At 72.6% G+C, this 19,814-nt stretch carries 19 protein-coding genes and 1 pseudogene; 12 read left to right on the forward strand and 8 right to left on the reverse strand.

The genetic code is table 11. The features are described 5' to 3' along the window. Window positions 1–57: 57 nt before the first annotated feature. The 3 genes from pstC to pstB are packed head-to-tail and all read left to right on the forward strand — an operon-like array spanning window position 58 to window position 2,803. Window positions 58–1,044: a phosphate ABC transporter permease subunit PstC gene (pstC, locus tag AC1DT4_RS15600; RefSeq protein WP_477090757.1), complete on the forward strand. Its 987-nt coding sequence runs from the start codon at window positions 58–60 to the stop codon at window positions 1,042–1,044. Window positions 1,045–1,046: 2 nt separating this feature from the next. Next, window positions 1,047–2,000, forward strand: a complete 954-nt coding sequence (gene pstA / locus AC1DT4_RS15605; protein ID WP_477090714.1) for a phosphate ABC transporter permease PstA — start codon at window positions 1,047–1,049, stop codon at window positions 1,998–2,000. Window positions 2,001–2,023: 23 nt separating this feature from the next. After that, window positions 2,024–2,803, forward strand: a complete 780-nt coding sequence (gene pstB, locus AC1DT4_RS15610) for a phosphate ABC transporter ATP-binding protein PstB (RefSeq protein WP_477090715.1) — start codon at window positions 2,024–2,026, stop codon at window positions 2,801–2,803. A gap of 63 nt (window positions 2,804–2,866) precedes the next feature. Here the strand turns inward: pstB and AC1DT4_RS15615 are convergent, their stop codons facing one another. Next, window positions 2,867–3,370, reverse strand: coding sequence for a hypothetical protein (locus AC1DT4_RS15615; protein ID WP_477090716.1), 504 nt, complete (start codon window positions 3,368–3,370; stop codon window positions 2,867–2,869). A gap of 206 nt (window positions 3,371–3,576) precedes the next feature. On the opposite strand from AC1DT4_RS15615, the gene AC1DT4_RS15620 reads away from it, so the two are divergent. The 3 genes and pseudogenes from AC1DT4_RS15620 to AC1DT4_RS15630 all read left to right on the forward strand — a co-directional run. Further along, a complete protein-coding gene (locus tag AC1DT4_RS15620; protein WP_055916922.1) occupies window positions 3,577–4,059 on the forward strand; it encodes a CarD family transcriptional regulator in 483 nt (160 codons plus the stop codon). Window positions 4,060–4,072: 13 nt separating this feature from the next. Further along, window positions 4,073–4,819: a 2-C-methyl-D-erythritol 4-phosphate cytidylyltransferase gene (gene ispD, locus AC1DT4_RS15625; protein ID WP_477090717.1), complete on the forward strand. Its 747-nt coding sequence runs from the start codon at window positions 4,073–4,075 to the stop codon at window positions 4,817–4,819. A gap of 32 nt (window positions 4,820–4,851) precedes the next feature. Further along, window positions 4,852–5,235: pseudogene (locus AC1DT4_RS15630) on the forward strand (2-C-methyl-D-erythritol 2,4-cyclodiphosphate synthase); the annotation flags it as partial. Here AC1DT4_RS15630 and AC1DT4_RS15635 read toward each other — a convergent pair. Continuing rightward, entirely contained in the window at window positions 5,157–6,200 is a 1,044-nt protein-coding gene (locus AC1DT4_RS15635; RefSeq protein WP_477090718.1) for an EamA family transporter, read from the reverse strand. The pseudogene AC1DT4_RS15630 and the gene AC1DT4_RS15635 sit on opposite strands and share 79 nt — an antisense overlap. 72 nt (window positions 6,201–6,272) lie before the next feature. Here AC1DT4_RS15635 and AC1DT4_RS15640 point away from each other — a divergent pair, with 72 nt between their 5' ends. Further along, window positions 6,273–7,187 (forward strand): LysR family transcriptional regulator, encoded by a 915-nt coding sequence (locus tag AC1DT4_RS15640; protein WP_477090719.1) that lies wholly within the window; start codon window positions 6,273–6,275, stop codon window positions 7,185–7,187. Window positions 7,188–7,269: 82 nt separating this feature from the next. After that, complete coding sequence (locus AC1DT4_RS15645; protein ID WP_477090720.1) at window positions 7,270–7,485, forward strand: hypothetical protein; 216 nt, start codon at window positions 7,270–7,272, stop codon at window positions 7,483–7,485. A 5-nt stretch (window positions 7,486–7,490) separates the two neighbouring features. Here AC1DT4_RS15645 and AC1DT4_RS15650 read toward each other — a convergent pair whose 3' ends face one another. The 5 genes from AC1DT4_RS15650 to AC1DT4_RS15670 all read right to left on the reverse strand — a co-directional run bounded on the left by AC1DT4_RS15650 (window position 7,491) and on the right by AC1DT4_RS15670 (window position 13,677). Then, window positions 7,491–8,441 (reverse strand): NADP-dependent oxidoreductase, encoded by a 951-nt coding sequence (locus AC1DT4_RS15650; protein WP_477090721.1) that lies wholly within the window; start codon window positions 8,439–8,441, stop codon window positions 7,491–7,493. A gap of 85 nt (window positions 8,442–8,526) precedes the next feature. Then, window positions 8,527–10,431, reverse strand: a complete 1,905-nt coding sequence (locus tag AC1DT4_RS15655) for a glycoside hydrolase family 127 protein (RefSeq protein ID WP_477090722.1) — start codon at window positions 10,429–10,431, stop codon at window positions 8,527–8,529. After that, window positions 10,428–11,324, reverse strand: coding sequence for a carbohydrate ABC transporter permease (locus AC1DT4_RS15660; RefSeq protein WP_477090723.1), 897 nt, complete (start codon window positions 11,322–11,324; stop codon window positions 10,428–10,430). The genes AC1DT4_RS15655 and AC1DT4_RS15660 overlap by 4 nt, the downstream gene beginning before the upstream one ends. Before the next feature lie 11 nt (window positions 11,325–11,335). Continuing rightward, window positions 11,336–12,256 carry a carbohydrate ABC transporter permease gene (locus tag AC1DT4_RS15665; RefSeq protein WP_477090724.1) on the reverse strand — a complete coding sequence of 307 codons (921 nt, stop codon included), beginning with the start codon at window positions 12,254–12,256 and terminating at the stop codon, window positions 11,336–11,338. 104 nt (window positions 12,257–12,360) lie between these two features. Next, window positions 12,361–13,677, reverse strand: coding sequence for an ABC transporter substrate-binding protein (locus tag AC1DT4_RS15670; protein ID WP_477090725.1), 1,317 nt, complete (start codon window positions 13,675–13,677; stop codon window positions 12,361–12,363). 320 nt (window positions 13,678–13,997) lie between these two features. On the opposite strand from AC1DT4_RS15670, the gene AC1DT4_RS15675 reads away from it, so the two are divergent. Further along, on the forward strand, window positions 13,998–15,020 hold the full coding sequence (locus AC1DT4_RS15675) for a LacI family DNA-binding transcriptional regulator (protein ID WP_477090726.1): 1,023 nt from the start codon (window positions 13,998–14,000) through the stop codon (window positions 15,018–15,020). Here the strand turns inward: AC1DT4_RS15675 and AC1DT4_RS15680 are convergent. Beyond that, entirely contained in the window at window positions 15,017–16,378 is a 1,362-nt protein-coding gene (locus AC1DT4_RS15680; protein ID WP_477090727.1) for a D-arabinono-1,4-lactone oxidase, read from the reverse strand. The genes AC1DT4_RS15675 and AC1DT4_RS15680 overlap by 4 nt on opposite strands. 157 nt (window positions 16,379–16,535) lie before the next feature. On the opposite strand from AC1DT4_RS15680, the gene AC1DT4_RS15685 reads away from it, so the two are divergent. Genes AC1DT4_RS15685 through AC1DT4_RS15695 form a run of 3 tightly spaced genes read left to right on the forward strand, consistent with a single transcriptional unit; the run spans window position 16,536 to window position 19,605 of the window. Beyond that, on the forward strand, window positions 16,536–17,186 hold the full coding sequence (locus AC1DT4_RS15685; RefSeq protein ID WP_477090728.1) for a TetR/AcrR family transcriptional regulator: 651 nt from the start codon (window positions 16,536–16,538) through the stop codon (window positions 17,184–17,186). Continuing rightward, window positions 17,183–18,424, forward strand: coding sequence for an MFS transporter (locus AC1DT4_RS15690; protein ID WP_477090729.1), 1,242 nt, complete (start codon window positions 17,183–17,185; stop codon window positions 18,422–18,424). Before AC1DT4_RS15685 ends, AC1DT4_RS15690 begins: the two co-directional genes overlap by 4 nt. Beyond that, the gene (locus tag AC1DT4_RS15695; protein ID WP_477090730.1) at window positions 18,421–19,605 is read left to right on the forward strand and encodes an alanine racemase; all 1,185 of its coding nucleotides are present in this window, start codon (window positions 18,421–18,423) and stop codon (window positions 19,603–19,605) included. Before AC1DT4_RS15690 ends, AC1DT4_RS15695 begins: the two co-directional genes overlap by 4 nt. Window positions 19,606–19,814: the final 209 nt, after the last annotated feature.

Raw genomic sequence — 19,814 nt, forward strand, 5'->3', positions numbered from 1 at the left:
ACGACGCACTACGACTCCCTCGACAGGAGAGATCCGTTGGCCTCGCCCACGACAGCGATGACCCCGGCCACCGCGCCGGCAGCACCTCCGCGGAGACGCCGCTCCAAGCCGACCGATCGCGGCCTCGACCGCGGGTTCCGGTACCTGGCGGTGTGGTCCGGCATCGTCATCCTCGCCGTGCTCGCAGCGGTCGCCATCTTCCTGCTCATCGAGGCCATGCCGGCGCTCACCCACGGCGACCTCGCCTCGGTGGTCCCGTGGATCCCCGAGGGCGGCAACCTCTGGACGGTCGTCGGGCCGCTGGTCTTCGGCACGATCCTGGCCGCCATCGTCTCGCTGGTCATCGCGGTGCCGGTCGCGGTCGGGATCGCGCTGTTCATCTCGCACTACGCGCCGCGCCGGATGGCGTCGGTGCTCGGCTACGTGGTCGACCTGCTCGCCGCGATCCCGTCCGTGGTGTTCGGACTGTGGGGCGTGCAGGTGCTCGCGCCCAAGGTCCAGCCGGTGTGGCAGTTCCTCGTGGACTACTTCGGCTGGATCCCGTTGTTCGCCGGCGACGCCAACGGCAACGCCTCGAACCCGCCGCGCGTCCTCATGACGACCGCGATCGTGCTCGCGGTGATGATCCTGCCGATCATCACGGCCGTGAGCCGCGAGGTGTTCCTGCAGACGCCGCGCCTGCACGAGGAGGCCGCCCTGGCCCTCGGCGCGACGCGCTGGGAGCTCATCCGGATGGCCGTCCTGCCGTTCGGTCGCTCGGGGGTCACCTCCGCCGCCATGCTCGGTCTCGGGCGCGCGCTCGGCGAGACGATGGCCGTCCTCATGATCCTGTCGCCCGGACTGCTCTACTCGTTCCAGCTGCTGGTCGCGAGCCAGCAGCAGACCATCGCCGCGAACATCGCGGCCCGGTTCAACGACGCCAACGACATCGGCCGCTCGACCCTCATCGCGACCGGTCTGGCGCTGTTCGTCATCACGCTGCTCGTCAATCTGGCTGCCCGCGGCATCATCGCGCGGCGCAAGGAATTCTCGGGGGCGAACTGACCATGGCCATCAGCGACACCCTCACCCCGGAGACCGCCGAGCTGCGCCGCCTGCTCGGCCAGGTCGACCCCAGGCGCCGCCGCACCGACCGCATCATGCGGGTGCTCATCTGGGGCGCCTTCGTCCTCGCGATGATCCCGCTGGTCTCGCTCGTCTGGAGCGTCATCGCGAACGGCATGGGCCGGTTCGACCTCTACTTCCTCACGCACTCGATGCGCAACGTGTACGGCGGCATGGACGCGGGCGGCGTCTACCACGCGCTGCTCGGCACCCTCCTCATCACCGGCCTGGCGACGCTCATCTCGGTGCCGATCGGCATCCTCACGGCGGTCTACCTCGTCGAGTACGGGTCCGGCTCGCTCGCGCGGTCCGTCACGTTCCTCGTCGACGTCATGACGGGCATCCCGTCGATCGTCGCCGGTCTGTTCGCGTTCGCGCTGTTCTACCTCGTCGTCGGACCAGGTGCGACCAGCGGGGTGGTGGGCGCGGTCGCCCTCTCGGTGCTCATGATCCCCGTGGTCATCCGCTCGACCGAGGAGATGCTGCGGCTGGTCCCCAACGAGCTGCGCGAGGCGTCGTTCGCGCTGGGCGTGCCCAAGTGGCTCACGATCATCCGGATCGTGCTCCGCACGGCGGTCGCCGGCATCACGACGGGCGTCATGATCGCGATCGCCCGGGTCATCGGCGAGACCGCGCCGCTGCTCATCACGGTCGGCGCGACCGACTCGATCAACAACAACGTCTTCGAGGGCAACATGATGACGCTGCCGGTCTACGTGTACCGGCAGTACGCGGCCGGGCTTGTGCCCTGCGCCCCCGGAGACGACGCTTGCATCGCGACGATCAACTATGACCGGGCCTGGAGCGCGGCACTCGTGCTCATCCTGGTCGTCATGCTGCTCAACCTCGTGGCGCGTGGCGTGAGCCGCTGGTTCGCGCCGAAGACCCGGGCCTGAGCCCCACAAGGAGACACATCCCCATGGCACAGCGAATTGACGTCAAGGACCTGAACATCTTCTACGGCGACTTCAAGGCGGTCGCCGACGTCGGTATGTCGGTGGAGCCCCGGTCCGTCACCGCGTTCATCGGCCCGTCGGGCTGCGGCAAGTCGACCTTCCTGCGCACCCTCAACCGGATGCACGAGGTGATCCCGGGCGCGTACGTGCAGGGGTCGGTCGCGATGGACGGCATCGACATGTACGGCGCCGACGTCGACCCGGTCGCGGTCCGTCGCCAGGTCGGCATGGTGTTCCAGCGCCCCAACCCGTTCCCGACGATGTCGATCGCGGAGAACGTGCTGGCCGGCATCAAGCTGAACAACAAGCGCATCTCCAAGTCCGACGCCGAGGAGGTCGTGGAGACGTCGCTGCGCAGCGCGAACCTGTGGAACGAGGTCAAGGACCGGCTCAACCGCCCGGGCTCGGGCCTGTCGGGCGGCCAGCAGCAGCGCCTCTGCATCGCCCGCGCGATCGCGGTCAAGCCGCAGGTGCTGCTCATGGACGAGCCGTGCTCGGCCCTCGACCCGATCTCGACCCTGGCGATCGAGGACCTCATCGCCGAGCTGAAGTCGGACTACACGATCGTCATCGTCACCCACAACATGCAGCAGGCCGCCCGCGTCTCGGACCGGACCGCCTTCTTCAACCTCGCCGCGACCGGGCAGCCGGGCCGGCTGGTCGAGATCGACGAGACGTCGACGATCTTCTCCTCGCCCCGCGAGCAGGCCACGGAGGACTACATCTCGGGCCGCTTCGGCTGAGCAGCCGAACCCGGAACGACAGAGGGGCCGTCCGGATCCGGACGGCCCCTCTGTCGTGCGCGCTCAGCTGGAGGGCGTCGGCACCGACGTCGCGTACTCGGGCAGGGAGCCGTCGAGCACCGGGAGGTTGGCCGTGACGGAGCCGTCCTCGGGGGTCGAGAAGGTCACGACGAGGACCGCGCCCGGCGGGACGTCGACGGACTCGAAGATGATGCTCGCCTGGCCGTCCTCCGGCGCGTCGCCGCCGCCGAGCAGCACGGTCTCCTTCGGGCCCAGCTCGACCGTCTCGGAGGTGTCGCCCGCGGAGACGGTGACGACGCGGTTCTCGGTGCCGTCGTTGATGAGCCCCCCCAGGAGGTTGCCGGGCTCGCCCTCGGCCTCGGAGACGACCAGGAGGTTGCTGCCGCGCACGTCGCCCAGCGTCATCCGGACGCCGTCGGAGGCGCCGTACGGGTCCTCGGTGGTGATCGGGTTGGTGGCGGAGCAGCCGGCGAGCACCAGGCCGACGGCGGCGGCGCCGGCGGCGAGGGCGGCAGCCCGAAGGGTGCGGGGGCGGGGCGAGGTCACGATGACTCCTCGGGCGTCAGGCGGCTGCAGCGTGGCTGTCGACGGGTCCTCCGTCGGGGCAAGCCTAGCCCGGACCGGACCGTGCGCCCTCCGCGCGGGGCGCTCGGCCGGGCAGCCCGTTGACCTGCGCGGATGGCGGTATTCGCCCGGCAAAAGGCGAAAATGGGCGTGATAAGATACCCCTCTGCGAAAGGGGACACCTGCAGATGACTTTCACTGTTGGGGAGACCGTTGTCTACCCGCACCACGGTGCGGCATTGATCGAAGAGATCAAGACCAGAACCATCCGCGGAGAGGACAAGCTCTACCTCAAGCTCAAGGTCGCTCAGGGAGATCTCACCATCGAGGTCCCGGCTGAGAACGTCGACCTGGTGGGCGTGCGGGACGTCGTGGGTCAGGAGGGTCTCGACAAGGTGTTCGAGGTTCTCCGCGCGCCGTACACCGAAGAGCCGACCAACTGGTCCCGTCGCTACAAGGCGAACCTCGAGAAGCTCGCGTCGGGCGACGTCATCAAGGTGGCCGAGGTCGTCCGTGACCTCTCCCGCCGGGACGCCGACCGCGGCCTGTCTGCGGGCGAGAAGCGCATGCTCGCCAAGGCCCGCCAGATCCTCGTCTCGGAGCTCGCACTCGCCGAGCACACCGAGGAGGAGAAGGCCGAAGCGATCCTCGACGAGGTTCTCGCTTCCTGACGCCACCTCACCGGTGACCGTCGCTGCTGTCCTGACTGCCGCCGGGAGCGGCAGCAGGCTCGGTCATTCCCTCCCGAAGGCCCTGGTGCCTCTGGAAGGTCAGTCGCTCGTCGCGCACGCCGCCGGCAACCTGCTGGCGGCTCGCGCGGCGGGCGACGAGCGCGTCCGGGTGCTGGTGGTGACGGCGCCCGCGTTCCACCTCGACGCGATCGAGCGGGAGCTGGCGCACCTGTCCGACGACGTGGCACTGCTCGTCGTCGCCGGCGGAGCCACCCGGCAGGCGTCCGTCGCCGCGGGCCTCGCGGCGCTCGTTGGCGACCCCCGGGGGCGCGACGTCGACGTCGTGCTGGTGCACGACGCGGCCCGCCCGCTGGCGCCGCCGTCGCTCGTCGCCCGCGTGGTCGACGCGGTGCGCGACGGGCACCCCGCCGTGGTGCCCGGTCTGCCGGTCACCGACACCATCAAGCGCGTCGCCGCCCACCGCGGGGTCGACGTGGAGCCCGTGCTCGAGACGGTGCCCCGCGCCGAGCTGCGCGCCGTCCAGACGCCTCAGGGCTTCTCCCGCGACCTGCTGCTGCGCGCGCACCAGCGGGGCGCCGTGGATGCCCACGACGAGGCGCTGGCGGCCTCCGACGACGCGGGTCTGGTCGAGCGGCTGGGCGAGCCCGTGTGGGTGGTGGCCGGCGACGAGCGGGCCGCCAAGATCACGACCGCCCGGGACCTCGCGGTCGCCGCGCTGCCGACGGAGGACGACGAGTGAGCCAGCTGCCACGCACCGGGATCGGCGTCGACGTGCACGCCTACGACCCCGACCCCGCGCCGGACGCCGTCCTGCACCTCGCGGGCCTGGCATGGCCGGGGGAGCGGCCGCTGGCCGGGCACTCCGACGCCGACGTCGCGGCGCACGCCGCGGCGGACGCGCTGCTGTCGGCGGCGGGCCTGGGCGACCTCGGGTCGAACTTCGGCACGTCGGAGCCCCGGTGGGCCGGTGCCGCGGGCGCCGCGCTGCTGGCCGAGGCTGCGGCCCGGGTCCGGGCGGCCGGGTTCATCATCGGCAACGTGGCGGTCCAGGTGATCGGCAACCGCCCGAAGGTCGGTCAGCGGCGTGCCGAGGCCGAGTCGGCGCTCTCGGCGGCGGTCGGAGCGCCCGTGAGCGTCTCCGCCACGACCACCGACGGGCTCGGGCTGACCGGCCGGGGCGAGGGCGTCGCCGCGATCGCCACCGCGCTCGTCGTCGCGGGCTGACGCGCGGGCGACACCCGGGCTCGCGTGCTGCCCAGCAGCACGCCGCCGACCACCAGCGCGCCCCACGCCAGCTCGGCGGCGGACGTCCGCTCGCGCAGCAGCAGCCACGAGGCCGCGATGCCGACGACCGGGACGAGCATCGAGAACGGCGCCACGGTGCTCGACGGGTGCCGCCCCATGAGCGTGGTCCACAGCCCGGAGCCGACCAGGGTCGCGACGACGACGGTGAACAGGAGGCCGCCGACCGCGAGGCGGCCCTGTGCGCTGCCGAGGTCGTGGAACGAGCCGGCGATGCGCTCCGGGCCCTCGACGGCGAGGGAGAGCGCCAGCATGGGGAGCGGCGGCACGACGGACATCCAGAGCATCAGCCGGAACGGCTCGCCGGGCTGCGCCTGCACCGCGCGGCGGTTGCCGAGGTTGCCGACGGCCCAGCCGAGCCCCCCGCAGAGCGTGAGGAGCACGGGGACCAGTGTCGCGCCGCCCGCGAGCCCGGCCCGGTGCGCCGCGATGCCGCCCAGGCCCGCCACGGCGAGCAGGATGCCCGCCCCCTGCCGGGCGGTGATCCGCTCGCGCAGGAACACCCCCGCCAGCACCACGGTGAACGGCGCGGACGACTGGAGCACCAGCGACGCGAGACCGGTGGGCATGCCTGACGACATGGCCAGGTAGAGGAACACGAACTGCAGGACGCCGAACCCGAGGCCATAGAGGACGATCCAGCGCCATGGAGCGGTGGGGCGGCGGACCAGCAGGATCGTCGGGACGGCGATGAGCGCGAAGCGCAGGGCGACCAGGAAGAACGGGGGGAACTGCTCCAGCGACAGGTGGATGGCCGGGAAGTTGAGACCCCAGCACACGGCGACGAGGACGGCGAGCAGGCGGTCGCGGGCGGGCATGGTCCGAGCATGCGGGCCACGCACCCTGCAGCACCAGCGCAGAGAAATGACATGACGATGTAGCGTCGCTTCATGGATCCGCGCGCTCTCGAGACCCTCCGGACCATCGGCAGCCAAGGCGGCGTCACGGCCGCGGCGGCGGTGCTGCACCTGACGCCCTCGGCGGTCTCCCAGCAGGTCGCCCAGCTGCAGCGCGAGGTCGGTGTGCCGCTGACCGAGCGCGTGGGTCGGGGTCTGCGGCTGACGCCGGCCGGCGAGGCGCTGGCGGTCGCCGCGGTGGACGTGGCCGTCGCGCTGGAGCGGGCGCGGGCCGCGTGCGCCGAGTTCCTCGAGCGGCCGCAGGGCGTCGTCCGGGTCTCGGCGTTCCAGAGCGGCGCGCAGCTGCTGCTCCCGGCGCTGCTCACGCGGGTCACGGAGCTGCCGGAGCTCGACGGCATCACGCTCGAGTGCACCGACGAGGACGTCGCGCAGGACGACTTCGTCGGCCTCACCGACCGGATGGACGTCGTCGTCGCGCACCGGCCCGACGGCGGCGCCGTCTGGGCGGGCGGGGCGGCCGTCCGCGTGGTGCCGCTGCTGCGGGAGCCGCTCGACGTCGCGGTGCCGCTCGACCACCCGCTGGCCGGGCGCGCGCAGGTGCACCCGGAGGACCTGCGCGACCTGCCGTGGATCGCCGTGCGCGAGGGCTTCCCCGTGGCGACGGTGCTGGGTGCGGTCGGGGCCCGCTCCGGAGCCGCGCCGCGGATCGTCCACCGCGTGAACGACTTCCACGTGGTCGAGGCGCTCGTCGCGGCCGGGCACGGCGTCTCGCTGCTGCCCCGGTACACGTTCGGCGGCGGTGCGCACGTGCGGCTCGTGCCGCTGGCGGGGGTGCGCGCGGGCCGCCGGATCGACGCGCTGCTGCGGCGGGACCGGGCCGAGCGGCTGGTGGTGCGCCGCGTGCTCGACGAGCTGCGCGCCCTGGCGGCGGACATCGGCGCGACGTGATCCCGGCGCGTGCGGGCAGGTCAGCGGCGTGCCCGAAATCTGGGCTGGCGTCCGGTTGGGATGGGCAGGTACCGTCCCCGGCGTGACACAGTCGTCGGAGGCACCCACCGAGAGGCTCCCCGTGGTGGGAGCGCTCGCGCACCCCCATCTGCCCCACCGCGAGACCGGTGTCCAGGCGGTCCGGGTGCGCGTCCGCGTCCCGCTCGAGGTGCTCGAGGCGACCAGCGCCGGACTGCGTGGGCTCGACGAGCAGCACCGCCGCGAGATCACCGAGACGCCGCCGCCCCTGCCCTTCTGACGGGCCTAGGGAATCAGCACCAGCTTGCCCGCGGAGTGCCCCGCCTGGCCGTCGCGGTGCGCCTGCGCCACCTCCGACAGCGGGTACACCTGGGCCACGCGGACGTCGAGCGTCCCGTCCGACGCCAGCTCCGCCAGCTGGGCGCGCGCGGCCTCGCGCACGGCGTCCCCGGGATCGGCACCCGGGCCGCCGCCGAGGGCCTTGATGCCCAGCTCGCCCGCCCGGCGGAAGCCCGCGATCGTCGCGACGCGCGCGCGGTCGGCCACGAGGGCGACCGACGTGTCGAGGGCCTCGTCCGTTCCCACGGTGTCGATGGCCACCGTCACCGGTCCCGTGGAGCGGACGGCCTCGGCGATGCGGTCGAGCAGCCCCTCGCCGTAGGCGACGGGGGTCGCGCCGAGGTTCCGCAGGTCGTCGTGGTGCCACGGGGACGCGGTCGCGATGACCTGGGCACCGCGGAGCACCGCCAGCTGGACGACCATGCGGCCGACGCCCCCGGAGCCGCCGTGCACGAGCACGACGTCCCCGTCGTGCGTCCCGGTCGCGCTCAGGGTGTGCACCGCCGTGGCGCCCGTCAGCAGGAGGCCCGACGCGGCGGGCCAGTCGAGGTTCTGGGGCCGGCGGACGGTCACCTGCTCGGAGACGACGATCCGGTCGGCGTAGCCGCCCCGGACCCGCCACGCGATCACCTCGTCGCCAGGGACGAGCCAGCGCACGGACGGCCCGACGGCGCTGACGACGCCCGAGACCTCGTAGCCCAGCCGCAGCGGCAGCTTCGCGGGGTCCGCGCCGGGGCGGGCCGCGTAGCCCTTCCAGTCGGTGGGGTTGACCCCCGCCGCCCGGACCTCGACGAGCACGTTGCCGGGACCCGGGTCGCCCGGGTCGACGTCGATCAGGCGGAGGACTTCCGGTCCGCCGTACGCGCTGGCGACGACGGCCCTGCTGGTGAGTGCCACCGGCACACTCTGCACCTGCCGCCCGGCGCAAGGCCAGTGCGCGCCGATCTCACCCGCGGGGATCACCCCCGCGGGTGACGACGCATCAGGCCACCGGGATCCACACGCGCATGGTGGAGGGGCCCCGGTTCGCCCAGTCGTGGTACGGGATCAGCGGCACCTCGGCGGCGTTCGCGGCGGGCTGCTCGGCGGGGCTGCCGTAGGGCCAGGTCGGCTCGCTGCCGGCCCGCGTGACGAGGGTCGCCCGCACGCTGCCGTCGACCTCCCGGAGCCCGGCTGCGAGGTCCAGGCGCAGGTCGCCGACGTCGGCTCCAGCGTCGACCGACTCGACGCAGAGCACCTCCGGCCCGCGCTCGACGACGACGCAGCCACGCACGGCGTCGATGCGCGGGTCGGCGGTCGAGACCCGGGGGGCCGTCGGCAGGTGCAGCTCGACCACGTCGCCGGCGGTGAAGCGCCGGTGCACCGACACGGTCCCCACCGGCGCGGGCTCGGTGCCCTCCGGGGTGACCAGCGTCGCGCCCTGCGCCCAGGCCGGGACGCGCAGCGTGAGGGTCCACGGACGGTCCTCGGTCGTCGCGACGGTCACCCGGACCGCGCCGTCGCGCGGGTAGGCGGTGTCGACGTCGAGCTCCACGCGGCGGCCGTCGGACAGCGTCGTGCGGATGCGGGCCGGGGCGTACTGGTGCAGCTGCAGGCCGTCGTCGTCGGTGGTCGCCACGTACGCCGCGAGGCTGGCCAGCGTCCGGGCGACGTTGGGCGGGCAGCACGACACGGCGAACCACGGCGCCCGCAACGAGGAGGACGCGCGCGGGCTGGCGACGTCGGCCGGCGGCACGGTGCCGGGCCGGCGCTGGTGCAGCGTGTTCGTGTAGTAGAACGCGGTGCCCTGCGCCGACGGAGACGTGGCGACGACGTTGTACAGGGTGCGCTCGAGCAGGTCCGCGTACCGGGGCAGGCCCTGCGCGAGGAGCAGGCGCCACGAGAACATCACGGAGCCGATCCCCGCGCAGGTCTCCGAGTAGGCGCGGTCCGGGGGGAGCTCGAAGTCGTCGCCGAACGACTCGCCCTCGTGGTGCGAGCCCTGGCCGCCGGTGACGTAGGTGCGCCGGGCGACCGTGTTCTCCCACTGCGTGGTCAGCGCCTTCAGCAGGTCCGCGTCCTGGGTCTCGACGGCCACGTCGACCGCGCCGGCGGCCAGGTAGTTGGCCCGCACCGCGTGCCCGCGCAGGACCGTGGCCTCCCGGACCGGCTCGTCGTCCTGGTAGTACGCGCGGCCGAGCTCGATGTCCCGAAGGGTCCCCGTGCCGCGGCGCTCCACGAACAGCGCGGCCTGGTCGACGTACCGACGGTCGCCGACGGTCCGCCCCAGCTCGGCCAGCGCCGGCTCGACCTCCGGGTGCCCGCAGACCGACGCGATGCCGTCGGGGCCGAACGTCGCGACGACGTGGTCGGCGGCGCGGCGGGCCACGGCGAGCAGCCCGTCGTCGGCGTCGGGACGCGTGCGTGCCCGGGCGACGGCCGCCTGGAACAGGTGCCCGTAGCAGTACAGCTCGTGCCCCCACTCGAGGTCGGAGTACCGCGGTCGCTGACCCGGGCGCCCGAAGTTCGTGTTGAGGTAGCCGTCCGGCTCCTGCGCGGCGGCGACCCGGGCGACGAGCGCGCCGAACCGGCCGTCGAGGGTGGTGTCGCCGGTGCGCCCGATCTCCCACGCCATGGCCTCGAGCAGCTTGTAGACCTCGGAGTCGGAGAACTCCCGACCCCCGCGGTGCTCGTCGTCCAGGGTGCCGGCGGCGGCGGCGTCGAAGTTGCCGATCCACCCCTCGCGCTCCATCCAGTGCTCGATGTGCGCGAGGCTCGCGGAGCCGTTGACCTCCTGGCGGTCGGCCCAGAACCCCCCGGTGATCCGGACCTCGTCGAGGCCGAGGGGGCGCAGCGCGCCGCTCGTGGGTGCGACCGGCGTCGCTCGTGTCGTCGTCATGGTCGTCATCCCTTGAGCGCGCCCGACATGAAGCCGCGCACGTAGTGTCGTTGGAGCAGGAGGAACAGCACGATGCAGGGCAGCGCCAGGACCACGACGCCGGCCTCGGTGGCGCCGTAGTCGACGACTCCCTGCACCTGCACGCGCAGGTTGGCGACGGCCAGCGGGAGCGTCAGCTTGTTCGAGTCGTTGATGAGGATCAGCGGCGCGAAGAAGTCGTTCCACGCGGCCAGGAACGCGAACAGCCCGACGGTGATCAGGCCCGGCTTGACGGCCGGCAGCAGCACCCGCCAGAGCGCGGAGAACGTCGAGCAGCCGTCCACCATCGCGGCCTCGTCCAGCTCGCGCGGCACGGACTCGAACGAGATCCGCATCATGAAGGTGGAGAACGGCAGCTGGAACATGGTGAGCACCAGCGCGACGCCCAGCAGGGAGTTCTGCAGGCCGATCGCGTTGAGCAGCACGTACAGCGGGATCAGCAGCGTCGCGTACGGGACCATGAGGATGGCCAGCGTGAGCAGGAACAGCGCGTTGCGGCCTGGGAAGCGGAACCGCGCGAACGCGTACCCGCCCAGCGTCGAGATGGCGAGCGTGAGCACGACGCACAGGCCCGAGACGAACACGGAGTTGGCCAGGTACTGCCAGATGCCCGCCTGGTAGTGCGCGAGCGTGACGTAGTTGCCGAAGCCCCAGCCGTCGACCTGCCCGGTCCCGGGGTGCGGGGCGACCGAGGAGAACGCGGTCCACACCAGCGGGAACAGGAAGATCACGGCGATGGCGCCGGAGAAGACCCAGAACGGCGTCCGCAGGGCCAGGCCGGCGATCGTCGTCGGCGGTGCCGTCCGACGGGGCGGCGGGAGCTCGGCCTCCGGGGCGGCGTGCGTGACGGTGGCGATGGTCATCGTCGGCCCTCTCAGCTCTCGTCCGAGCCGCGGAACGCGCGGAGCTGGACCACGTTGATGACCACGAGCGCGGCCAGGACGATGACGGACAGCGCGGCAGCCACGCCGAGGTTGTTGGGGCCCTGGAACGCCACCGAGTAGATGAGCTGCACCACCGTGATGGTGCTGTTGTCCGGCCCGCCCTTGGTGAGGATGTAGAACTGCTCGAACGCCAGCAGCGACCCTGTGACGCAGAGGATCGTGGTGAGGGCGAGCGTCGGCTTGAGCAGCGGGATCGTGATCCGGCTGAACGTGTGCCACCGGTTGGCGCCGTCCATCCGCGCCGCCTCGTAGATGTCCGCCGGGATCGACTGGAGCCCCACGAGCATGAGCAGCATGTAGAAGCCGGCGTACCGCCAGACGATGAGGAACAGGGTCGACGCCAGCGCCGCGTTGGGCGTGCCCAGGAAGCTCCAGCCCATGCGCTCCATGAAGGGCGCGAGCGGGCCGGCGAGCGGCGAGTAGAGGACGTAGAACAGCAGCGACGCCGACGCCAGGCCGAGGGCGCTCGGCACCAGGAACGCGGTGCGCAGCAGGCCCTTCCACCGGGTCGACTCCTGCACCAGCAGCGCGAGCCCGAGGCCCAGCGCGATGAGGAGGACGGTCGCCAGGATCGTGTACTTCAGGGTGAACAGGACCGAGTCGACGAAGAACCGGTTGGTGACCGCGTCGGTGTAGTTGTCGGGGAAGTTGATGCCCTGGTCGCCCGAGAGCAGGGGCCACTGCGACGCGCTCATGCGGAACACGAGGATCAGCGGCACCACGAACAGGACGAGGACGAACAGCGCCGTCGGCGACGCGTAGGCCCAGCCGCGCAGGCGGTGGCCGTCGCGGCGGCGGTTCTGGGGCGGCGGTTGCGCCGCCCGGGGTGGGGCGGCCGTCTGGACGGTCATCGGAGGGCCTCTCGTGCGGGATCGAGCTCAACGGGGCGGACGGCTGTGGGGCGCCGCGGTGCCGCCGTGCCCTGCGGCACCGCGACGCCCCACAGGTCGGGCAGCTACTGCCCGAGCACCGCCGTGATCTCGTCGTTGTCGGCGTCGACCGAGCTGCCGTCGCCGAGGACCGCGTTGCGGACGAGCGTCAGCCACGGGCTGTTCGGCGCGTTGAACGCCTGCTGGAAGTTCAGCGCGACCGGGGTGTCACCCTTGCCGGCCACCTCGTTGATCGTGATCAGGCGCGGGTCCTTGGAGGAGTACTCGTTGTCCGCCAGGTCGCTGCGCGAGACGACGTCGTTGTCCTTGGCCAGCACGCCGACCTGGGCGTCCTCGGACATCATCCACGACAGGAAGTTCCACGCCTGGGCGGCGTTCTTGGAGTCCTTCGAGACGCCGATGCCGTCGCCGCCGACGAACGTGGACGCGCCGCCCTTGGGCCCGGGGATGCCGGCGACGCCGACGTCGAAGCCCGTGGTCGACGACAGCAGGGTCGCCGGGTAGAACATCTGGCCGACCTTGCCCTCGGTGAAGCCTGCGGTCCACGTCGGTCCGGCCTCGTCCTTGGACGACGGGAGCACGGCGCCCGAGTCCCACATGTCCTTCCAGTCGCCGTAGATGTCCTTCGCCGTGTCGCTGTTGAGCAGCGACTCGGTGCCGTCCTCGTTCATGACCTGCTCGCCGTCGGCCCAGACCGACGGGAACCAGGTGAACACCAGGCAGCCGCCGCAGTTGAACCCGGTGGCCGTGCCGTAGGTGTCCGGCTTGTTGAGGGCCTGGATCGCCTTGGCGTTGGCGACGTACTCGGTCATGTTGGCGGGCGGCGTCTCGGGGTCGAGGCCGGCCTCCTTGTAGAGGTCCTTGTTCCAGAACAGCATCGACAGGTCGAGGACGAACGGCAGCACGTGCTCCTTGCCGTCCTGCGTGCCGGCGGTCAGGTGGCCCTTGTTGATCGCGTCCTTGTACGGCAGCGCGTCGATCTGGGCGGTCAGGTCCTGGAAGAGGCCCTGCTGGACCCAGTTCGGGACGTAGACGATGTCCGCGGCGAACAGGTCGGGCAGGCCGTCCGACCCCGCTGCGGCGCCGACCTTGGCGACGTAGTCGTCGTTGGGGACGACCGTGAGCTCGACCTGGTTCTCGTGCGAGTCGTTGTAGGCGGCGACCAGCAGCTTGGCCTGCTTCTCCAGCGGCGCGCGGGTCCAGAGCGTCAGCTTGGTGCCGTCGTCGGTGCCGTCCGTACCGGCCGTGACGTCAGCGGTGCTGCCGCCGGTGCTGGTGTCGTCCTTCGCGCTGGTGCACGCCGCCAGGCCGACCAGCAGGCCGGCCGTGACGACCCCGGCAGCAAGGCGTGTGCCTGCCTGCCGGGTGCGGGTGATCCTCATGGGGCTCTCCTCGTGCTCTTCGTCGAGCGGGTGCCGTCGTCGGCACCCCGGGGGTCATGGGGCGAAACCCTTATCGGTTCGTGAACATCGGGTGGGCTGAACAGTCGGCTTCGCGCCGACTCCTTGGTGCCCGGACCTGCTCACCTAGGAGATCACCGTGCCACCGACCGGATCCCGAAACTCGCCGAAAAGGTTTTCTGAAGATAGTTCGGCCGGGGGTGGCGCGTCAACGGGGTGGGACGGTTACAGTTCGATCACGAACCGCGACGCCGGCCGCAGCACGCGGCACCGGGGGCCGCGAAGCCGAGGAGGGAGGGCCCGTGGCACGCACCGAGCCGGCCCGCGCGGTGACCCTCTCGGACGTCGCCCGGCTCGCAGGCGTGTCGGTGGCCACGGCGTCCAAGGCGCTCAACGGCCGCGACCAGGTCAAGGACACGACCCGGCAACGCGTGATCGAGGCCGCGGACCGGCTGTCGTTCAGCCCGAACCCGCTGGCGCGCGGGCTGCTCGCCGGGCGGACCGGGACCGTCGGCCTGCTCACCAGCGACCTCGAGGGCCGGTTCGTCATCCCGATCCTCATGGGCGCCGAGGACGCGTTCGGCGCGGGTCAGGTCAACGTGTTCCTCTGCGACGCGCGCGGCGACACCATCCGCGAGCAGTACCACCTGCGGGCGCTGCTCAGCCGCCGGGTCGACGGGCTCATCGTGGTGGGCCGGCAGACCGACCCGCGCCCGTCGCTCGGCCACGACATCCCGGTCCCCGTCGTCTACGCGTACGCGCCGTCCGACGACGCCTCCGACCTGTCCATCACGCCCGACAACGTCAGCGCCGGCCGCATCGCCGTCGAGCACCTGGTCGCCTGCGGTCGCACGCGGATCGCGCACATCACCGGCGAGCACGCCTACGCCGCGGCCCGGGACCGGGCGGCGGGCGTCGTCGCGGGCCTGCACGCCGTGGGCCTCGAGCTGGTGGGCGACGTCATGTACAGCGAGTGGTCCGAACGGTGGGGGCGCGACGCCGCCGCGATGCTGCTGGCCCGGCACCCGGACGTCGACGCGGTCCTGTGCGGCTCGGACCAGATCGCCCGCGGCGCGCTGGACACCGCGCGGGACCTGCACCGGAGCGTGCCCGGCGACCTCGCGGTCATGGGGTTCGACAACTGGGAGGTGCTGACCACCAACGCCCGCCCGGAGCTGACCAGCATCGACGCCAACCTGCAGCAGCTGGGGCGCACCGCCGCGCAACGGGTGTTCGCCGCCCTCGACGGCGTGGACATCGGCTCGGGGACCGAGTACGTGTCCGGGCGCCTGGTGATCCGGGGGTCGACGGTCGCGAGGCGCTAGGCCGCGTGGTGGGTGCTCAGCTCCGGCGAGCCGAGCAGCCGGTCGAGGTACGGGTTGCTGAACACGCCCTCCGGGTCCGCATGGGCGCGCACCCGCTGGGCGTCGGCGAAGCGCGGGTAGAGCTCCCCGAGCTGCTCGGCCTCGAGCCAGTGCATCTTGCCCCAGTGGGGCCGCCCGCCCACCTGCGCGACGATGCGCTCGACCGCGGTGAAGTAGCGCGCGTACGGCAGCCGCAGGTACTGGTGGACGGCGACGTAGGCGGTCTGCCGCCCGTGCGCCGTCGACAGCCACAGGTCGTCCGCCGCGGCGAACCGGACCTCGACCGGGAACGGCACCCGCTCGCCGGTCGACTCGATCCAGGCGTCGATCTCCTTGAGGACGTCGCGCAGCCGGTCGCGCGGGATGGCGTACTCCATCTCACGGAACCGCACCCGCCGCGCCGAGACGAACACCTCGGCCGACGGGGCCGTGTAGCGGCGCGAGCTCAGAGCGCGGGCGGCGATGCCGTTGATCGACGCGGTGGCCGAGGGCATCAGGGTGGCCACGCCGTTGGTGAGGGAGAACAGCCCGTTCGAGAGCAGCTCGTCGTCGACCCATCCGCGGACGGGGTTCAGCGGCCGTACGACGTCGTCGGCCACCCGGTTGTTGCGCTTGGTCAGCGCGCGGCGCGTGTGCGGGAACCAGTAGAACTCGAAGTGGTCGTTGCCCTCGACCAGGCCGTCCGGCCCGTCCAGCTGCTCGAGGACGGCCTCCAGGGGCCACGGCTCCTCGCGCGCCTCGAGCCGGTACGCCGGCACCACCTCGAGCGTCACCGCGGCGAGCACGCCGACGCTGCCGAGGCCCAGGCGCGCGAGCTCGAACAGCTCGGGCCGCTGCGTGGCGGAGGTCTCGACGACGTCGCCCGTCGCGGTCACCAGTCGGACGCCGACCACCTGCGTGGCCAGTCCGCCGAGGCCGGCGCCCGTGCCGTGGGTGCCGGTCGAGATGGCGCCCGCGATCGACTGCTTGTCGATGTCGCCGAGGTTCCGCATGGCCAGGCCGTGGTCGGCGAGGAGCGCGTTGAGGGCGTGCAACCGGATCCCGGCGCCCACCGTGACGTGCGTCGTCCCGTCCGGCTGGGGCGCGACACGCTCGAACGCGTCCATGGAGTCGAGACGCAGGTGGACCCCGTCGGTGACCGCCACGGGGGTGAAGCTGTGACCGCCGCCCACGGCGCGGACGCACAGGCCGTCGGCCGCCCCTTTTCGTACGGTCGCGACCAGTTCGTCCAGGTCACGAGGATGCAGCACGCGGCGCGGCGTCGCGCTCGCGGTGCGTGCCCAGTTCTGCCAGGCGCCGGCTGCCGGCAGTCGTCCCATAGGACGAAGGGTCTTACTGGGCAGTTGTCCAAGTCAAGTGCGCCAGGTCCTTGACTATCGTGACAAGGGATATTGAACTGTGCACTGGGGAGACGTCGGCCTCGCCACCGGTGATTGATCGTCCGGTCGGGCCGTCGCACGAGGGAGGGGACCCTTCATGAATCGCTTGCCTGTGGCCGAGAGGCGCGAACAGCTCATCGAGGCTGCGCTCGCCGTCGCGAGCCGGGACGGCATCGATGCTGCCACCGTGCGCGCCGTCGCCGCGGAGGCGGGGGTTTCCTTGGGGGTCGTGCACTACTGCTTCCAGGACAAGGACGAGCTCCTGCGCGCGATGGCCCACGCCATCACGTCGGCCAACCTCGAGCGGAGCCTGGGCGAGCTCCCCGACGGCGGGGAGGGGGACACCCAGAGCGTCATCGAGAACGTCATCGACGCCCTCTGGACCGGGATCAAGGAGTCGCGCGGTCCCCAGCTCCTCTCCTATGAGCTGACCACCTCCTCGCTGCGTCACCCCGAGCTGAACCAGGTGGCCATCGAGCAGTACCGCGGTCAGTGGGCCGCGGCCGAGCAGGTGCTCGACCTGGTCGAGCGGGCGGCCCACGTCGGCTGGACGGTGCCGCGCGGCACGCTCGCCCGCACGGTCGTCGCGGTCGTCGACGGCTTCTCGCTCGCGTGGCTGGTGGACGGCGACTCGGAGACCGCCCGCCAGGGGCTGCAGGGGTTCGGCAAGTTCCTCGCCACCGTCGCCGTGCCGGCCGCGCTCGCGCCCGACGACGAGCTCGAGCCTGCCCCGACGACGCCCGCGTGAGCGCGATCCTGCCCACTGCGGCGGTGTCGGCCGTCGCCCGGCGCGCCCGCGTCGCCGGCTCCCTCGGGTTCGCCGCGCAGGGGTTCGTCTTCGCGATGATCCTGACGAGCCTCGACTCGTTCAAGACCCGCTACGGCATCGACGACCTGACGATCGCCGCCGTCATCCTGGGCGTCTGCGTCATGGCCGGGGTGGGCACGCTGGTCGCCGACCGGATCGCCCGTACCCCCGGCGGTAGCCGGGCCGTCCTCGGCACCGGGCTCGTCGTGGTCGCGGTCGCCGTCGTCGTGGTCGCCGTCGCGCCGACGTTCGCCCTGCTGGCCTGCGGCTTCGCGGTGTACGGCGTGGGGCTCGGCATGGTCGACGCCGGCACCAACATGCAGGCCGTGGCCATCCAGGGCATCTACGGGAAGTCGCTGCTCACCGGCTTCTACGCGTCGTGGTCGGTCGGCGGGATCGTCGGCACGGTCCTGGTCGCCGTCTCGACCGGGCGCGTCTCCACCGACCCGGTCGCGTTCACGCTCCTGCTCGGCACCGTCGTCGCCGCCGTCGTCTCGGCGATCGTCTGGCGCGGGGCGTGGCGCGAGGTCGTCGCACCCGTCGGCGCCGTCCCGACGCCGGCGGAGCCGCGCATCGACCCCGTCAAGCCCGTGATCCCGTGGGGGCCGCTGCTGCTGCTCGGGCTCGGCGTCGTCGCCTACTACGTGAACGACCAGGCGGTCTCCACGTGGAGCCCGATCTTCATGCACGAGGTGCTGGACACCACCGGCACGATCACCAAGCTCGGGTACGCGGCCTATCTCGCCATGACGCTGGTCTCGCGCCTCGCCGGGGACCCCTGCGTCCGCCGCTGGGGTCGGGCGCCCGTCGTGCGCGTCGCCTCGCTGGTCGGCGCCGCCGGGCTGCTCCTGGTCATCACCAGCCAGACGCCGCTGCAGGCGGTCCTCGGGTTCGCCGTCGCCGGTGCGGGCCTGGGCCTGATCGCCCCGCTCTGCTTCTCGTCGGCCGGCGAGCTGGCCCCCGGGCACGCGGACGCGGTCGTCGCGCGGCTCAACGGCTTCAACTACATCGGCGCGGTCCTCGGCGGCGTGTTCGTCGGCGTGATCGGCAGCCAGTCCAACCTGCGCTGGGGCTTCGCGGTCCCGGCGGTCCTCGTGATCGCCGTCGCGATCTTCGCCGGCCGCTTCGGCGTCGTGAAGCACGACGAAGCCCCTCTGACGGCTGGAGCCGATGCATGACCCGCACCCTCGGCGATCGCCTCGACGAGGCGACGCACCACCTGCCCGCGCCGTTGGCCGTGGTCGACCTCGACGCGCTCGACGCCAACGCCGCCGACCTCGTGCGCCGCGCCGCCGGCACCCCGATCCGGGTGGCCAGCAAGTCCGTGCGGGTCCGGCACGTGCTCGAGCGGGTGCTCGCGCTGCCCGGGTTCGCCGGCGTCATGGGGTACTCGCTGCGCGAGGCGCTCTGGCTGGTCGGGCAGGGTGTCGACGACGTCCTGCTGGGCTACCCGACCGTCGACACCGGCGCGCTCGACGCCCTGGCCGCGGACCCGGTCGCCGCCGCGGCCGTCACGCTCATGGTCGACGACGTCGCCCAGGTCGAGCTCGCCGCCCGCGCCGCCCAGGCCCACGGCGCGACGCTGCGGCTGTGCCTCGACGTCGACGCGTCCCTCAAGGTGCGGTTCGGCCCGGTCGCAGCCCACCTGGGCGTCCGGCGCTCGCCCGTGCACTCCGCGTCCGACGCGGGTGCGCTGGCCGCCGCGATCGCCGCCCGCCCGGGCGTCGACGTCGTGGGCGTCATGTTCTACGAGGCCCAGGTGGCCGGCCTGCCCGACTCGTCGCCCGCCGTGCGCGCCGTCAAGCGCTTCTCGATCGCCGACCTGGCCACCCGCCGCTCCGCCGTCGTCGACGCCGTCGAGACCGCCGTCGGGCACTCCCTGACCCTCGTGAACTCGGGCGGCTCCGGCTCGGTGGCCACGAGCGCCGCGGACCCCGTGGTCACCGAGGTCACCGCCGGCTCCGGGCTCTTCGTCCCCACGCTCTTCGACGCCTACCGCTCGTTCACCCCGCGGCCCGCCGCGTTCTTCGGGCTCGACGTCGTCCGCATCCCCGGTCCGGGGTTCGCCACCGCGTTCGGCGGCGGCTACATCGCCTCCGGCCCGGCCACCAAGTCCCGCCAGCCCCGGCCGGTCTGGCCCGCCGGGCTGGCGCTGACCAGCCGCGAGGGCGCCGGCGAGGTGCAGACCCCGCTGCGGCTCTCCGGCGGCGCCGACCTGCGCGTCGGCGACCGCGTGTGGTTCCGTCACGCCAAGTCCGGCGAGGTCATGGAGCGCTTCGAGCAGGCCCACCTGGTCCGCGGCAGCACCATCGAGACCACGGTCCCGACGTACCGAGGCGAGCAGAAGACCTTCGGCTGACGGTCCCCCCTTCCGCCGCAACGTCCGAGCAAATGAGCCCCATAGCCCGCATCTCCTCGGACGTTGCGCGGTGGTTGGGTTGCGTCCGCAGATTCGGCCGCCGGGACGCTCGGTCGTGCGGACGCCCCTGGGTGGACGGCAGCGTCCGCAGTGCTGCGGGGTCCCAGCCGATCGAGTGCGGACGTTGGGCGGGATCGGGCGTCGTGACG

Source organism: Cellulomonas sp. P4_D11 (assembly GCF_056401915.1).

Coding starts and splice junctions, on each gene's coding strand:
- pstA (WP_477090714.1), top strand. CDS start 1,047: ATGGCCATCAGCGACACCCTCACCCCGGAGACCGCCGAGCTGCGCCGC.
- AC1DT4_RS15640 (WP_477090719.1), top strand. CDS start 6,273: ATGGATCCGCGCGCTCTCGAGACCCTCCGGACCATCGGCAGCCAAGGC.
- AC1DT4_RS15680 (WP_477090727.1), bottom strand. CDS start 16,378: ATGGGACGACTGCCGGCAGCCGGCGCCTGGCAGAACTGGGCACGCACC.
- AC1DT4_RS15655 (WP_477090722.1), bottom strand. CDS start 10,431: ATGACGACCATGACGACGACACGAGCGACGCCGGTCGCACCCACGAGC.
- pstB (WP_477090715.1), top strand. CDS start 2,024: ATGGCACAGCGAATTGACGTCAAGGACCTGAACATCTTCTACGGCGAC.
- AC1DT4_RS15620 (WP_055916922.1), top strand. CDS start 3,577: ATGACTTTCACTGTTGGGGAGACCGTTGTCTACCCGCACCACGGTGCG.
- AC1DT4_RS15635 (WP_477090718.1), bottom strand. CDS start 6,200: ATGCCCGCCCGCGACCGCCTGCTCGCCGTCCTCGTCGCCGTGTGCTGG.
- AC1DT4_RS15665 (WP_477090724.1), bottom strand. CDS start 12,256: ATGACCGTCCAGACGGCCGCCCCACCCCGGGCGGCGCAACCGCCGCCC.
- AC1DT4_RS15660 (WP_477090723.1), bottom strand. CDS start 11,324: ATGACCATCGCCACCGTCACGCACGCCGCCCCGGAGGCCGAGCTCCCG.
- AC1DT4_RS15670 (WP_477090725.1), bottom strand. CDS start 13,677: ATGAGGATCACCCGCACCCGGCAGGCAGGCACACGCCTTGCTGCCGGG.
- pstC (WP_477090757.1), top strand. CDS start 58: ATGACCCCGGCCACCGCGCCGGCAGCACCTCCGCGGAGACGCCGCTCC.
- AC1DT4_RS15695 (WP_477090730.1), top strand. CDS start 18,421: ATGACCCGCACCCTCGGCGATCGCCTCGACGAGGCGACGCACCACCTG.
- AC1DT4_RS15685 (WP_477090728.1), top strand. CDS start 16,536: ATGAATCGCTTGCCTGTGGCCGAGAGGCGCGAACAGCTCATCGAGGCT.